This is a genomic window from Ktedonobacter robiniae (genome assembly GCF_016587375.1).
In the GTDB taxonomy this organism is placed as follows: domain Bacteria; phylum Chloroflexota; class Ktedonobacteria; order Ktedonobacterales; family Ktedonobacteraceae; genus Ktedonobacter; species Ktedonobacter robiniae.
The window spans coordinates 4,384,545-4,399,894 of the sequence record NZ_BNJG01000001.1 but is presented as its reverse complement, the minus strand read 5'-3'; the positions used below and the strand labels follow the sequence as shown (position 1 = coordinate 4,399,894).

The following is a 15,350-nucleotide window of genomic DNA, read 5'->3' as shown; positions in this document are numbered from 1 at the left end:
CCCGATAACGTCCATACATTACCAGGGATAACAAAATGGACACTCGTTATATTCTACTATCCAACTCGGAATTAAACAAGTCGTTATGTGTGCCCCGGAAGAGATGCTCAAGACGTTCGGCCAGAGCGGTGTTTCGTAGTGCCACCCGGTCGTTACGGACTGCCATCTCCAACGCCTGCGGCTGCCCTATGATGACACAAAAGCGTTTGGCACGCGTAATTGCTGTATATAACAAATTTCGCTGGAGCAGCATACGATGCTCACGATAGAGCGGCAAAATCACCACGGGATACTCACTCCCCTGACTCTTATGCACAGTCACCGCGTAGGCCAGCACCACTTCGTCCAACTCATGAAAGGCATAGCTGACAAAAAGCGGTCCTGCCTCCTCTACAAACTCAACTTTGACCGTGGAGTTCTCCTTATCGATGGCGCGTATCCAGCCCACGTCGCCATTGAAAACGCCCTTATCATAGTCATTGCGCGTCTGCATGACCTTGTCACCAATACGAAAGACGCGGTCTCCCCATTCAACCTGGACATGCGTATTAAGATTCAGGCTCTCCTGTAGCTTCTCGTTGAGCAAGGTGACACCCATGGCCCCTTTGTACATGGGAGAGAGCACCTGGATGTCTGTGAGGGAGTGAAAGTTATAGCGCGCAGGCAAACGGCGCTTTACCAGGTCAATCAGCAGGTGCTGACCACGCACCGGGTCCTCCTCGTGCATAAAAAAGAAGTCACTATGTGGCTCGACCTTAAGCGAGGGAATTTGCCCATTGTTGATCTGGTGAGCGCTCACGATGATCTTGCTTTGCTGGGCCTGGCGAAAGAGTTCCGTCAGGCGCACCACGGGAATAACCTCGCTTCTAAGCAGATCGCGCAACACATTGCCTGGTCCCACGGATGGCAGTTGGTCCGCGTCACCAACAAGCAAGAGATGGGCGTTGCGCGGCAGGGCTTTGAGGAGATGGTAGAACAGCAAGATATCGACCATGGAGAACTCATCGACGATCACAAATTGATGTGGCAGGGGATGGTCTTCGTTGCGCTGATAGCTATTATCATGCGGGGTATATTCCAGCAGGCGATGCAGCGTCTTGGCCTCAAGACTTGTGCCCTGGCTGCCAGTCGCCTCGCTCAGGCGCTTGGCAGCCCGGCCCGTGGGTGCCGCCAGGGCCACATCAACTTTTCGATTGCGGAGCAGCATCAGCAGCGCCCGAATAGAGGTTGATTTGCCAGTACCAGGACCACCAGTTAGAATGGAAACCTTCTGTGTATAGGCCTGCTGTACCGCCTGGCGTTGCGTGTCCGTTAGAAGCATATTGCGCCGCTGCTTGAGCAACTGGAAGACGTTCTCCCAGAGTTGCTGGGAGACCGGTGGCAGGTGACTGGGCGCCTGCATCTGAAACTTCAACAGGCGCGCAGAGCCATTTTCAGCATACCAGAAGGGAGCGTAATAGACGTGAGCCTGGGAAGCTGATGATTCCTCAAACAGGCTCTCATGGGTTGTTGAGTGCTTCGCGGTTTGAAGATCCTGGTGAGCTGGTTCAAGAAAGAGATCCTTGTCGTCGCGCGAGGCTTGTAAGGCCTGGTCAAGCGTTTCTGGCGCAATACGCAACTCATCGGAGGCCCGCAACAGCAAATCACGCTCGGTCAGGAAACAGTGTCCATCCTCATTGGCGGCCTGGGCCAGCACATATTTCAGACCCGAGGCGAGGCGCGCGACACTATCAGCAGGTAGCCCTAGTTTCAGGGCGATCTCGTCCGCCGTGCGGAACCCGATGCCATACACATCCTCAGATAATTGATAAGGATTCGCGCGAATTACTTGAATCGCTTCGCGGCCATATTGCTTATACACACGTGTTGCTAGATTGATGGAGACCTCGTGCGACTGCAAAAAGAGGTGCAGCTCCTTGATCTCGCTCTGCTCTAGCCATGTATGGATAATCTGATTGCGGTCACGCAGGCTCAAACCCTTCACCTCGCCGAGACGCTCTGGCTGCTGCTCAAGGATGGCCAGTGTCTGCTCGCCAAAGTGATCAACAATCAAGCCCGCCTTCTTTGGTCCGATGCCCTTGACCAGGCCCGAACTCAGGTAGCGGAGAATGCCCTCGGGCGATGAGGGGAGACGCTGGGTAAAGTTCGTTACACGCAGCTGGCGCCCATAGCGCGGATCGTGCTCCCATTCACCCTCAAGCGATAACAACTCGCCAACATGTACGCCAGGCAAGACGCCCACAATGGTTGTCAAATCGTCCCGAAATAATTTGTTGCTGCTGAGACGAAAACGCGCGACCATATAGTGGTTATCTTCGTTACGAAAGACGATATTTTCTACAGACCCTTCAAGCGTTGCCATACAAACCTATTCCACATTGCCCGCTGGTTTGCGGTATCTAGAGTAAGCAATCAGTGCAAACATCCTTCTCTTTCTACACCCCTATCTTAGCACAGGGGAAGGAGCATTTATACACTGCTAACAAAAGCGTCATTTATACCTATACGCATTGTTGCTATATTTAGCTACGTTGTTGTGAGAAAGGATGACTTAGGATATAATAGCTAATACATCCCTTACCCACAGCGACACACCTGTCCTTGTATTGCATCACTCTACTTGCCATTACGGCAGATCGCAAGTGAACAGTTTGTTATGAGTGGAAAACCCAGCGGAAAAGTGACATATCGTCAACAGTACACGCGGTGTGGAAAAGAACGCTGCCGGAAATGCCGAGAAGGTGCAGGTCACGGCCCCTACTGGTATGCCTACTGGAGTGAAAAAGGGCGTACAGTCAGCCGCTATATCGGCGCGAAACTGCCACCAGAGATCGCACTAGAGCTCGCACACGCAAAGGACGCTCCACTAGAGACCCCTGCTCTTCCATCTTCCTCAGATCTATCCCAGACAGAACCAGTTCTTCGGGTATATCTGCTTGGGCAGTATCGCATCATGCGTAAACAAGGTGACGCCTGGGAACCAGTAGAAAGCCGTACCTGGCATCGTAAACGCGCACGCTCCCTGCTAGGCTATCTGCTGAGCAGCCCAGGTCGTAGAATGCATCGCGAACAGATCAGATATCATCTCTGGCCTGACCTGGAGGCTGAGATTGCCGCAAATCGCCTCAATGGTGCCGTTCATGAGCTACGCCAGATATTGGAGCCTGACCTGGAGCGCCCCGCCACTTCGCGTATGCTCCGCCTCGAACGCGACATTTTAGAGCTTGCCGATAGCTCGCGCATCTGGGTTGATGCCGAGGCCTTTGAGCAGCGCGTCAAGGAGGCCAGCGCAGCCACAGACCAGGAGATAGCTCTGCAACGGCTAGAAGAGGCCGCAAACCTCTATGCAGGGAGCTATTTACTGGAAGAACTCTATTCCGAGTGGGCCACGCCACGGCGGGATGCTTTACAGCGGACCTGGGTAGGTATGTTGCTACGCCTGGCCCAACTCTATATCGCAGAAGAAAAGCCCATCAACGCCATTGAGGCGCTGGACCATTTACGCACCGTCGAACCAACCAATGAGATTGCGCTCCAACGCCTGATGATCTTGCTTACACATATGGATCGCCGTGGGGAGGCGCTACAAGCCTATATTCAGCATGTTAAGTTATTAGAAAATGAATATGAGGGCGAGCCACTCCCTGAGACTACAGAGCTCTATGAGGCCCTTCTCAAGGGGCAAGTTCCTCTCCTTGCTGAGAACTCCCCTCCCCCCATGCCTGCGGTACCTGCTTCTCCTACACCGGGCATACCCAGGCCAGAGACGGCTCCCCAGCAAGAGCCAGCCACCGTGGCCCATGTACTTCATACGCTCACAGCTACTTCGACCTTACATTTCGCGCGCCCATCCTTCCAGCTGAGCCGCCACAATCGAAGTCCCTTAATTGGCCGCGGACACGAACAGGAGATACTGCGCAACGTTATGCACGCCATTACAAGCGCAGAACCGCAGTTAGTCTGCGTAGAGGCATCCTCCCTTCCTCTCGCACAGACTCAACCACTACGGCGTGTCCCACATTTCCTCATGCTTCAAGGCGAGGCTGGTATTGGGAAGACACGCCTGGCAGAGGAGCTAAGCCTGGAAGCCTACACTCAGGGCTGGACCGTCGCCTGGAGCCGCTCCTTTGAACAAGAAATTACAATTCCCTATCGCCCCTGGATCGAGTTGCTCCGCACACTCCTGCAAAGCATTCCAGAGCTTGCTCCCATCTATGCAGATTCCCCCTATCATACACTTGAAGCAGCAGCCTCAGAGCCTCTCAAACTCTCATTACACCTGGAACAGCTCCGCACACTCCTGCCTGAGCTTTCACAGATTACGCCTCTCACCAATCCCAGTCCGCCACCCTCGGCGATTTCACTTGAACAGGATCGCCTGCACCTGTGGGAATCCACCTTACACCTCCTTGAGAGCTTAAGCCAGGTGGCACCGCTCCTCCTGGTCCTGGATGATCTTCACTGGGCGGACGATAGTAGCCTGGACCTACTCACATATCTTATTCATCACTTCCGCCAACAGCATATCCTCGTCATCGCTACCTGTCGCGACAAAGAGCTCACCGCCCAGCATAAAATTCGGACGATGAATGCGGACCTCTGCCGGGAACAGGCCCTGGTCAATCTCCCGGTCGCCCCACTCTCTAGCGACCAGATCGGAACGCTTGTCTCCTATCTGCCTCGTGACCTGGTGCATACGATTCAACAGCAGGCAGCCGGCAATCCCTTTTTCGCCGAGGAGCTTGCTCGCTTCGTAACTATTCCCATAAGCAAACACGCCCTCTCAGGATCACCAGACGCCCTCCTCAAAGGGGCCTCCTCGCAGCCTACGCTGCAACAGGACATCAGAGAAGAGCTCGCTAGCTCAGCCCTACCAGAGGGCATCTCTGCCGTCCTTGAACGCCGCCTCCACAGGCTAAGCCCCAACTGCCGTTCACTGCTTAACAGGGCCGCTGTGCTTGGTGGCTCCTTTGAACTGAATCTGCTGCTACCAATGGCAAGCGAGCATAGTGAGGACATGATTCTAGATCTCCTCGACGAGGCATTGCAGGCGGGACTGTTGACGGAAGAGGGGAATGGCGCGCATATTACCTATCACTTCTGGCATCCGCTTATCATCAGTCATCTCTATGAGCGCCTCTCAGCGGCACGACGAGCGCAGTTTCATCGGCGCGCGGTTGAAGCGATTAAGAGCGCCAATAGTATGGCCCCCCAGGAGAAGTTGGCGGCCGATATTCTCTACCATCTTATACGTGGTGGCGGCGAGACCAGGCAGGTTGGCCATTATGCTGAGTTAGCTGGCCATCACGCCTATGCCCTGGCAGCTTATCCTGAGGCGCAAAACTTTTATCGCCAGGTTCTCTATGCCATTGCCTATATGCCTATTCATGAGGCCGAGACCGAAGACATTGTGCACCAGATAGGCCATATTGCCTCGCGCACTCTGGAGAAAGCGGTTGAAGACCCGCTCCGTGTGTGTCGCGTCCTTGAGCGTATCGCCGAGTGCAATCTGGTTTTAGGGAATTATGAGATCGCACGTGCATGCTATCATAGCATGCTCTCGATCCGCGCCGATTATAGTTTTATGCAACGTGCCTATCCCTCTCATATGCCACAAGCAGACCAGGCCCACCAGGAAGCTCAGATTCGCGCCCTCCTCTGGCGCATGATCGGCTATACCTGGTCATCCTCCGGAAATTATCGCCTGGCCCAGGAGTGCTTTATTCGGGGACGCGTTGTGATGCAAGAAGCAGGCATTATTAGCGGAATAACCTGGGCAAGTCTTCAATCGCAGTACGCGGCCCTGCTACGCTTACTCGGGCATTTTGAGGAAGCTCAGCGCTTACTACAAGAAGCCCTGGAGATTCTCTCAGCGGCAATTCCGCTGGCGGGGCAGAGGCAGCATGATGGCTACTGGCTGCCCGGTATATATCCCTATTCGCCATCTACATCCTCCGAAGCGCCACAGACCCGCATTGAGCGCGCGCTAAGCGGTGATCCAGTCGAGCTGGGTTACGCCTATGAGCGGCTGGGTACCGTCGAAATATGCATGGGAGATACTCAGGAAAGCCTGTGCCACCTGTTTCAATCGCTTGAGATTTTTGAACAGGCCGGACTGGTCTCCCACCAGACTGTCACCTGCAACAATATAGGCGCCGTCTATATGCTCAGGCGTGAGCATAATGAAGCGCGTAAGTACTTGCGACGCGCGGTTGAGCTGGCCGAACGAATTGAAGAGCTGCCCATCGTCGCCCTGGGCCTGGGCAACCTTGGCGAGCTTTCACATCAGAATGGAGACCTACTGGAGGCCGAGCAGTTGCTGCTCCGCTGTATCGCCACATGCGAGCAAGTCAAGAACGACGATAACCTCAGCTGGTTTACGCTTGAAATGGCAGGCATTCAGATCGATAAAGGGGACCTGGATAGGGCACGTACCTATCTGCTACAAGCGCTGCGTATCAGTCGTGGCATCAAAAGTACACGTAACGCTCGCTATGCGCTCCTCAAGCTAGGCGAACTGCGCCTACACCAGGCCAACGCCTTTCACCCAGGGCAGCCACAACCACCCTCTACGCCACAACAACAACGCCTGCTACGCCAGGTGTCCCAGACACTACAGCGCGCGGTCACTCCCCAGAATCAAGAGGAGATCGAACGTGAAATGCTTCTGGAGGGCAACTTTCTCCTGGCAAAGCTACACTTCGTGCGTGGCGATCTGGCCGTAGCCACCCGGCTAGCACACTCAATACTAGAACAGGCCCAGGATAATCAGATCCAGACCGCTCTTGAGCGTGCCTACTGTCTGCTTGGACAGATCGAGAGTACACGCCAGAACTATGCCCAGAGTGATCACTACTTTGCACAGGCGCTACAACTCTGTCAGGAGCATCAGCTACGCCTGGACTATGCCCGAACCCTGGCCAGCCACGGCTTCTCACTGCTCCAACGCTCCCCTCAGCCAGGTCTAACACAGAGCACAACAGAGCAGGCATTGGCCGCTCTTCACCAGGCCCGAGACCTCTTTGCCAGCAGCCATGCCACGCGTGACCTTTTCACAATCGAGCAGTTACTAACGTCTCTAGAGTACACGCACTTATAACGCCCCAGCCAGCCTTTCGACCTCCCACCCTGGACAAACGCTTCCATGTCATGGACCCCGGCATGCATGCCGGGGCTTGCAGGCATCCTCACCGGTGTCTGTAGGCCCGAACATGACCAGACCCAGCCACCAACCTTGATGCGTGCATCAACGTTGATGGGGCTCCGTTCTCAGGGAGTGTCAAAGATCGTACCTACGCGTGCGAGGCCAGCGTGCAGCTCTACAACCGGCGGGTTAAACAGGGCGTGGGTATACCCAGTGCTCGTCGGATGTGCCGCCTGAGAACATCGTCGAGGCCACCATTACCAACAAGGGGCTTGCCCCGCGTTGAGGCTCGGGAACGAGCAAAAGGAGTCCATCGTATGTCCTACGTTTTCGTTGTCGATACCGACCGGCACCCTTTGAACCCAGTGCATCCAGGTCGCGCACGCATCTTGCTTTCATCGGGCAAAGCTGCCGTGCTCAAACGCTATCCCTTCACGATTGTGCTCAAGACCAGCGTAGAGCAGCCATTATTGACCCCGCTCAGGCTCAAGCTTGATCCAGGGAGCAACACCACTGGCATCGCTCTGGTCAATGACCAGTCCGGTAAGGAGCACCCTATGCAGGAGCATAACCAGCCCCACCACCCAACCAGCCTGAAAGGAAGACCACATTCTGTGATATAACGAGAGCGTGCATTAACATGTGCACCTCTCGCCCAGTGACTATTTCATGAAAAGGATTTTTATACCCAATGCAACAAGAAACTGAACTCCAGCAGCAGGCACGTATACGACATGAAGTCGAAGAAAATCTTGTTCAGCTCTTCGCGCCCGAGGACGAGGCGCTGCGCACAACCATCACCGCAACCAAGGAGGCAGGGCTACCGGCCATTCACATTAATCCGCTCCAAGGCAAGCTCCTCCAGGTTTTAGCAGCAGCCTGCAACGCTCAGAAAATTCTGGAAATAGGTTCCCTGGCTGGCTACAGCGGCATCTGGCTGGCGCGGGCACTTCCTCCAACTGGTCGCCTGATTACATTGGAAGTCAGTCCCGCTCATGCTGAAGTAGTTCAGCGTTCGTTTGAACAGGCAGGGGTCGCCGACCGAGCCGAGGTACGCGTTGGCAGCGCCCATGAATCGCTGCCCCAGCTGGTAGATCAGGCCCCTTTTGACCTGGTCTTCATCGATGCAGACAAGCCCTCCTATCCACACTATCTGGACTGGGCTATTCGCCTCAGTCGCCCTGGAAGCATCATCGTTGCCGATAACTGCATACGCGCGGGACAAGCCCTCAGCGAAAGTGCGCTTGACGACCAGGGGGCGGCTGGTCTTTACCAGTATAATCTTCAAACGCTCAAGCATCCACGCCTGCGCGCTATCGCGCTTGCCATGGATGAGGACTACACGGATGGGTTCAATATCGCCGTTGTGCTACCTGAGGCATAAGAGGAGATATGTACCAGGTATTGAAAAAGGGTGCGAAAGTGCTCTAAAATTATTATGTGTTCTTAGGTTGCACCGTTTGCCAAGCAGGTGGGTGTCAGCGTGAAAACGTTGCAGCGCTGGGGCTGGGAAGGCAGGCTCAAAGCCAAACGAACGCTTTCTGGGCGTCGCTAGTATCATGAGACCGATCTGGCCACGGCGCTCAACCTTCCTCAGCGGCCAGCGCTCGCCGAACGAGAGCCTCTTGCCGGGTGTCGAGTCCTGCTCAATGGCCGGACTTGCAGAACCAACGGGCAGCGCTCTCGAGCGATGCGGTCTCCAAGCAGCTGGTGGTGGACGACTGGATGATGGAGATCGGTGAGGGTCTCGATGTTGAGCGCAAACGGTTTCTGACTCTGGTGGATGCCATTGTGGCAGGAGAAGTGGAGCGTGCGCTCATTGCTCACCAGGATTGGCTGGCGCGCTTTGGCTTTGCTCTGCTCAAGCATCTGTGCGAGACTCACCACACGAAATTGGTCGTGATGAACACGGAGACGCTCTCTCCAGAGCAAGAGCTTGTCCAGGATGTGATGAGCATTCTCCGCTGTTTTTCGTCGAGATTGTCTGGCCTGCGGCATTCCCGCAAAGCGGGAGAAAAGGCGCTGAAGGATGAAAACCGCGCACAAGATCCGGATGAATCCCACCCCCGAACAGGTGGAGTACCTCAAACGAGCCTGTGGCACGAGGCGATTCATCTACAACTGGGGACGGGAGCAGTGGGAAAAGCAGTACCAGGCGTATAAAGCTGAGCAGGAAACCGTTCCCGAAGAGCAGCGCGTGCTCAAACCGCCACATGCCCTCGCACTCAAGAAGCAATTCAACCAGATCCGGGAGCAAGAATATCCGTGGACCTATCAGGTGACGAAGTGTGTGGTAGAAGGTGCGTTCGATGACCTCAAAAACGCCTACTACAACTTCTTCGCGGGCAGATCGAACTACCCCCAGTACAAGAAAAAGGGGAAGTCGCACGAGTCGTTCTACCTCTCCAACGATAAATTCACGGTTGGCAGTCACTGGATCTCCATTCCTGGCTTAGGGCGCTTCATCCTCAATCAACGCCAAACGAAGAAGGACCGAGGCAAGCTGCTGCGCAAACTAGGAACGGTCAACCTGGCAGAAAAGCTGCGCTTCGTCGAAAAGGGGAAGGCCACCACTCCTACGAAGAAGCGAAACAAGCGCAAGCACGTCGTGTGCGAACGAGTCAAGATCCTGGGGGCGACTGTCTGCTGTGAAGCGGGCCACTGGTACGTCTCCGTTCAAGTAGACATCACACGGGAGCGTCCCAAAACGCCTGAACCAGTGGTGGGAGTGGATGTGGGCGTAAAGCAAGCTGCTGTGGTGAGCGATGGACGACGGCTTGAGAACCAAAGGCCGTTCGCGCTCCATCTCAAGAAACTCGGCAAGCTGCAGCGCAAGCTCAGTAAGAAACAGAAGACGAAAGACCCTCAAAGCAAGCGAACCCTGTTCAGCAAGAATTACGAGAAGCAACGGCTCAAGGTAGCGCGCAAGCATCAGCAGATCGCCAACATCCGGCGGGATGTCCAGCACAAGTTCACGACCGAGTTGGCGCGCACCTGTGGAGCCATCGGCATCGAAGACCTCAACATCCTGGGGATGCTGGCCAACCGGAAGCTCGCCAGAGCCGTTGCCGATGCAGCGATGGGGCAACTGTTGCAATTCTTGAAGACCAAGGTCGCCAACGCCGGGGGCAATCTCTTCATCGCCTCGCGCTGGTTTGCTTCCACCAAACGCTGTTCGTGCTGCGGGCATGTCAAGAAACGCATGCCGCTCAAACACCGCACCTATCAGTGCCAGATCTGTGGACTGGTGATCGACCGGGATCTCAATGCCGCGTTGAACCTGGCCTGGTTCGCAATGGAAATGCTTCGCCAACGAGCAGAGCCTCACGTTGGCCGTCCTGGGTAGTGGCTACGACCGTGACGTTAAATGCCTGTGGAGCCGGTGTGAGACCGAAACGAGAGGGCTGATCCAAAGGTTCTCGTGCGATGGCTGTCGGCGCAGAAACAGGAACAACTAACCGCTCGGAAGTGTTTACACATGTTCGAGTATGAGAAAGGTAGCAGGTTTGCATGAGTATCGCCAGCGATTTTCATAACCATATTGTGCGTAGCTCAGCTCAACAAATGGTTGAAGCTGCCAGAAACAAAGACATACGCGTTCTGGGGCTCTCAGAGCACGTCTTCCAGATGCGCGAAGCCCATCCCCATCTGCTGCATATGCCTCTGGAAGGGCGGATGCTCACCTATGCAGACTATGTAGAGGAAGTCCAGGCTGCCGGGAAAAACAGGGATGTCGAGGTGCGCCTGGGCCTGGAGGTCGACTTTATACCCGAACAGAATGAGGTTATCCAGAGCACCCTTCAGGGCCTGCCCTGGGATTTTCTCATCGGTTCAGTCCATGAAGTCGATGGAGTCCTCTTTGAGAGCCTTCAAGACCTCGAACGTGCCGAGGGAGAGCGCCTCTGGTCCAGGTACTATACCTTGCTGCGTGCCGCTGTCAGAAGTGGCTATTTCAGTGTCGTCAGCCATCCCGTACGTATGCGCTCCACCAATCCCTATCTGCCCGCTAACCTGGACGAAGAGCTGGAGCAGCTGGCCGCTGACGCAGCAGAGTATGATGTCGCGCTTGAGATCAATGGCTATGACACATTTACCTACATCAATCTTGTCCGCCGCCTGGCGCGGGCCTGCGCGAAACATCATACCGCCATCAGCGTTGGCTCTGACGCACACAATCCCACGCAGGTTACGCAGGCCCATCACTATATAGAGCCGCTCTTACGCGAAGCTGGGATCACCTCCATCCGTACCTGGCGCCAGCGCGCTCCAGAAGAGATGGCATTCTAAAGAGGCAAAATGCAACCTCAACCTCATGGCTGCATTTTACTCCAGCCCAGCCAGGTGGAAGACACTGTGGAGGAATTGGCCTGTTGCGACCATGGGAACACTTCCTGAGCCCCACCAGTGGTAAGATCACTTAGCCAGTAACGCTGTGCGTTACTGGCATACTGGCCGCCGGTGAGAAGATAATGCGCATAGGGGGAGAGAAGCACATTTTCGAATGGAATAGCATTGGCCCCTGGAGCGACATCCTGGATGCGCGCCTTCACCTGCTGGGTGACAACGTCAATTTTGACCAGTTGCCATTGCCCCTGAATATTGCGTATGGTCATAGGAGCATTATCCTGGTCGAATCCCACCAGCCCCTGGTCCTGTGAGAAGAGATAGCTGCTTCCACCATCAATTCCCACGGCATATATGCCAACCCGGCCAGCAGAGGCCGACGTGTAGTAAATAGCCTGACCGTCTGGTCGGAGCCAGAATTGTGGCCGCTCCGCAGTGGATTGCACTACCACCTGTTGCGCGCCACTCACCAGGTCAATGCGCTTGAGTTGCGTACTCCCTCCCTGCATCAGAGAGAAGTACAGATTATCTTGATAATAGAAAAGCAAACGTGTAGCACTAATGCCGTAAGGCAGGTGCTCGACTTTGTTGTGAGCAACATCGATACGCATCAGAGCGTGAGGCGTCATGGCAAAAAGGTAGCGATCATCCGTCGACCAGACCGCGTTATATTCACCACTACTGCGCCGCCCTCCTTCAAGCCGATAGGCCTGGCCCGTCAAGAGGTGATAGACAGTGTATTGCCCATCGTAGCAATGATAAAGCATATTCTTGCCGCTATGCGCGATTGCGTCTGCCTGAGCGTTATCGCAACTTGTGCTCGTTATTACACGCTGTTTGCCACTGAGCGGGTCGAAGACCGCAATCTGCTGCGTCCCACTCTGTGCTACAAGTGCGACAGCCGAAGACCAGTCACTGGAGAAACTCAAGTTGGGTGCGGGAGCAGGTGGCAATACCACACCATTGTCTACGGTTTGAGTAGCGGATGAGGTATTGGATGTGCTCTGGAGTGTTCCCGTACGCAGCCAGGCCAGGCGGCTAAAGAGCCCAAAGGAAAGAATGATCACGGCGGCAACCGCAACCAGGGCTAATGCCTTGTTGAAAGATCGACGCCTGGAAGGAGCAGGAAAGGGGAGATCAGGGACAGTCGGCTGCACAGACTTCGCTGGCAATAAATGAAGAGGCTGAGCTATGGGAGCGCCCTTCGCCTGCTGTCGTGACTCGGCACGCACGGCCTGGAAAATATTGCCAACCGTTGAGGGAACTTCTTGCTCTGCGCGCGCTAAATATTCGCGCAACATGCCTCGCCCAAGCTCACGCGTACGCCGGGCCTGTTTAAGGGTTTCGCGACAGGAGGCACAATGAGGAAGATGCGCACGAAGATGCTGCAGAAGCTGCGCATCTACATCGCCATCATGTACCAATTCAAATTCAGAGATCCATTCTCCATCCAAAACATCTGCCAGGCGCTCGCAGTCCTTACTCCAGGGGCAAGGCACCTGACTCCCATCCACAACACTGGGCCTACCGTCCTTCATGATTTCCTTCCTGATCGAGACCATCATACAGGCGTTGGAAGGCATGGCGCGCACGCGAAAGGCGACTGCGCACCGCTGCCAATGTATCTTGCATCATATCCGCTATCTCACTGTAGGAGAAGCCCTCAGCATCAAGCAGCAGGTAGAGCGCGGAATTGGATGGCAAACGCGCCAGGACGCGCCTGACCATATCCATTTCCACAACATTGTCCTCAAAACGAGGAGCCATGAGAGCTGCATCTTCAAGATTCCCCTCACCAGATTCTTCATCATAATCTACAGACGAAGCAAGCGAGACTACCGTTACATGCTTCTTACGCCGCCATTCACTCCGCAATTGATTGAGCGCAATGCGATACAACCAGGGAGCAAAGCGTAAATCGGCCCCACTCATACGTGGTAAAGCACGGTAAACCGCTAAAAACGTCTCCTGACAGAGATCCTGGGTTAATTGCTCATCGTGAGTCATGCCATAGAGCATCCGCCGAATCTTAGGCTCATAGTACATTACCAGAGCCTCAAAGGCTGGAATAGACCCCTGACACGCCTCCTCGACAAGTTGAGGCTCATTGAATACCGCGTTCATCGTCCCTCGCGCATCAGCGATGGTGCTGTGCTCTAGGCCTCTACCTTCTACAATGCAAGTTGCCATATGTTTGTTTCGAATCAAGAATTATATTGACGCTTATTCATATATTGAGACCAATATCAAATTGCCCCTTCCCCACATCATTTAGTCCAGGGTCAAGCACCCTGTGAGTTATTATTCCTGATTTTTCACATTTTTACAGTGAGCTACTTCACAATTTCGCACCAATGGGCTCATTAGTTCAGCTTGCCACAGGAAAAGAGGAGGTGTGATTAGCAAGCGGACGCTTGCTAATCACACCTCCTCTTTTCCTGCTTATTCGTTCTCCAATCGGTCGCGCGCATACTGGGCAGCCTTCACATAGATGCGTTCAAACCAGTCGGTGAGATTCTCACCCACGACGGTATAAGGAGCATCTCCCAGCTCGCGCAACATGGGGCTGGGACCTGGCAATTGAGCTGGACGGGGCGCGAAATCTTCAAGCTCCTCTCCCTCTTGCCAGAATGTATCGAGGCGTTCTTCTAGCAGCTGAAGTGGTGTGGCTTGCGTAGCCAGGAGAAAATCCTCAGCCTGAGAGAGTTCTTCCACCTGGCTGCGGCGTTGCTGTAACGCCTCCCCAACCGCTTCCTTGCTACGTCCGCGCAGGGTAAATAACATGAAGGGATCGCTATCAAACCGCTCTGCCAGTAAATAGTAGACCGCCGCGATATGCTTGCAGGGATTGGCCGGGTCTGGACAGGAACAACTCGTGCTCAGATCATCGCTTACTTCGGGGAAGAGCGAGATCCGCTCACGTACAAAAAGTGCCTCGATCTCCTGGGGCATCTCTCCTGAGAGCAGGCGCGCAGCCAGCAAGGCGTCTTGCGCCATAATGTCAAGAATATGCTCCCAATCCTGGTCACTGAGGGGAGAGAGATAAATCGCCACTTTATAGGGGCGGGGAGAACTTCCCTGCACGCTTGCCGTCACACAGCCCGCCTTTACTTCGAGCGCGAGCACCTGGCCCGAGCGGGCATAGCTACGCCCACGGGCCAGGCGTGACCCTATTCCCAGGGCCTCTAGCGTCTCAAGCCAGCGTTTTGACCACCAGTGGGTCCCGATCTGCCCACGCTTGCTCCTCGCCTTAATGCCCTGCTCACTGCGTATAGGAGTGGTAGAGCGCCATCCGTAGCCAGAGTATCCTTCATCGTCGTCATCATAGCGGTATGGCCTGCTGCCATAAGTTGATCTGCGCCTGGGCATCTTCTTACTCTACCTTCCTAAATGTTCTGAGAAGTTTCCACATCTTCGATTGCGGTGAAAACATCCGCACACCGCAAGGCGTTCTCAACCAGGGCTTCATCTTGCATTGAGGCCATCGCCCACCCTACTAACGAACACTTCTCGTTTGTACTTAGACATAAAGGCTCTTTTGGCTTTTTTCATCTTGTCCCTCTTTCATGGCAAGTATACACGCATTCCATATCTCCATGAAAGAGGGACAAGTTCAGATTCTCCAAGAGTAACGCTTCATGATAGCAGATCAAATGTCTTGCTCTCAACAGGGCATTTGACGCATCCCTAAACTCCCCTCTTGGAGTATGCTTGGCATGTGAACGAATGTAGAGGCAACGTGCTCAGAAGAACAGCCTGATGAACAAGAGGGCTGGACATACTACCTGGCAAAGATGAGACCAGACGAGCGCGTAAGCGTGTTATCGACGTAACGACGGCATGTTGTCTTTATGTTTTTTCA

Annotated in this window: 8 protein-coding genes and 2 pseudogenes; 6 read left to right on the top strand and 4 right to left on the bottom strand. The window is 54.5% G+C overall.

The features are described 5' to 3' along the window. Positions 1 to 46 precede the first annotated feature (46 nt). Entirely contained in the window at positions 47 to 2,362 is a 2,316-nt protein-coding gene (gene recD2, locus JMJ04_RS18280) for an SF1B family DNA helicase RecD2 (RefSeq protein ID WP_201371873.1), read from the bottom strand. 294 nt (positions 2,363 to 2,656) lie between these two features. On the opposite strand from recD2, the gene JMJ04_RS18275 reads away from it, so the two are divergent. The 6 genes and pseudogenes from JMJ04_RS18275 to JMJ04_RS18250 all read left to right on the top strand — a co-directional run bounded on the left by JMJ04_RS18275 (position 2,657) and on the right by JMJ04_RS18250 (position 11,431). After that, a complete protein-coding gene (locus tag JMJ04_RS18275; RefSeq protein ID WP_201371872.1) occupies positions 2,657 to 7,099 on the top strand; it encodes a DUF6788 family protein in 4,443 nt (1,480 codons plus the stop codon). A gap of 362 nt (positions 7,100 to 7,461) precedes the next feature. Next, a pseudogene (locus JMJ04_RS18270) lies at positions 7,462 to 7,692 on the top strand (RRXRR domain-containing protein); the annotation flags it as partial. Between the two features lie 143 nt (positions 7,693 to 7,835). Next, positions 7,836 to 8,528, top strand: a complete 693-nt coding sequence (locus JMJ04_RS18265; RefSeq protein ID WP_201371871.1) for an O-methyltransferase — start codon at positions 7,836 to 7,838, stop codon at positions 8,526 to 8,528. Between the two features lie 87 nt (positions 8,529 to 8,615). After that, positions 8,616 to 9,211: pseudogene (locus JMJ04_RS18260) on the top strand (IS607 family transposase); the annotation flags it as partial. Continuing rightward, a complete protein-coding gene (locus tag JMJ04_RS18255) occupies positions 9,174 to 10,490 on the top strand; it encodes an RNA-guided endonuclease InsQ/TnpB family protein (protein WP_201371870.1) in 1,317 nt (438 codons plus the stop codon). The pseudogene JMJ04_RS18260 and the gene JMJ04_RS18255, both read left to right, overlap by 38 nt. Before the next feature lie 164 nt (positions 10,491 to 10,654). Next, complete coding sequence (locus JMJ04_RS18250) at positions 10,655 to 11,431, top strand: PHP domain-containing protein (RefSeq protein ID WP_201371869.1); 777 nt, start codon at positions 10,655 to 10,657, stop codon at positions 11,429 to 11,431. A gap of 23 nt (positions 11,432 to 11,454) precedes the next feature. On the opposite strand, the gene JMJ04_RS18245 is transcribed toward JMJ04_RS18250, so the two are convergent. The 3 genes from JMJ04_RS18245 to JMJ04_RS18235 form a co-directional block, all read right to left on the bottom strand. Beyond that, positions 11,455 to 13,026, bottom strand: coding sequence for a hypothetical protein (locus JMJ04_RS18245; protein WP_201371868.1), 1,572 nt, complete (start codon positions 13,024 to 13,026; stop codon positions 11,455 to 11,457). Further along, positions 13,013 to 13,678: an RNA polymerase sigma factor gene (locus tag JMJ04_RS18240; RefSeq protein WP_201371867.1), complete on the bottom strand. Its 666-nt coding sequence runs from the start codon at positions 13,676 to 13,678 to the stop codon at positions 13,013 to 13,015. Before JMJ04_RS18240 ends, JMJ04_RS18245 begins: the two co-directional genes overlap by 14 nt. Positions 13,679 to 13,930: 252 nt before the next feature. After that, positions 13,931 to 14,857: an SWIM zinc finger family protein gene (locus tag JMJ04_RS18235; protein WP_201371866.1), complete on the bottom strand. Its 927-nt coding sequence runs from the start codon at positions 14,855 to 14,857 to the stop codon at positions 13,931 to 13,933. Positions 14,858 to 15,350 lie beyond the last annotated feature (493 nt).

What these genes read in the sequence shown, in the direction of transcription:
- JMJ04_RS18255 (WP_201371870.1), top strand. Translation starts at nt 9,174, where the DNA reads ATGAAAACCGCGCACAAGATCCGGATGAATCCCACCCCCGAACAGGTG.
- recD2 (WP_201371873.1), bottom strand. Translation starts at nt 2,362, where the DNA reads ATGGCAACGCTTGAAGGGTCTGTAGAAAATATCGTCTTTCGTAACGAA.
- JMJ04_RS18235 (WP_201371866.1), bottom strand. Translation starts at nt 14,857, where the DNA reads ATGCCCAGGCGCAGATCAACTTATGGCAGCAGGCCATACCGCTATGAT.
- JMJ04_RS18250 (WP_201371869.1), top strand. Translation starts at nt 10,655, where the DNA reads ATGAGTATCGCCAGCGATTTTCATAACCATATTGTGCGTAGCTCAGCT.
- JMJ04_RS18275 (WP_201371872.1), top strand. Translation starts at nt 2,657, where the DNA reads ATGAGTGGAAAACCCAGCGGAAAAGTGACATATCGTCAACAGTACACG.
- JMJ04_RS18240 (WP_201371867.1), bottom strand. Translation starts at nt 13,678, where the DNA reads ATGGCAACTTGCATTGTAGAAGGTAGAGGCCTAGAGCACAGCACCATC.
- JMJ04_RS18245 (WP_201371868.1), bottom strand. Translation starts at nt 13,026, where the DNA reads ATGAAGGACGGTAGGCCCAGTGTTGTGGATGGGAGTCAGGTGCCTTGC.
- JMJ04_RS18265 (WP_201371871.1), top strand. Translation starts at nt 7,836, where the DNA reads ATGCAACAAGAAACTGAACTCCAGCAGCAGGCACGTATACGACATGAA.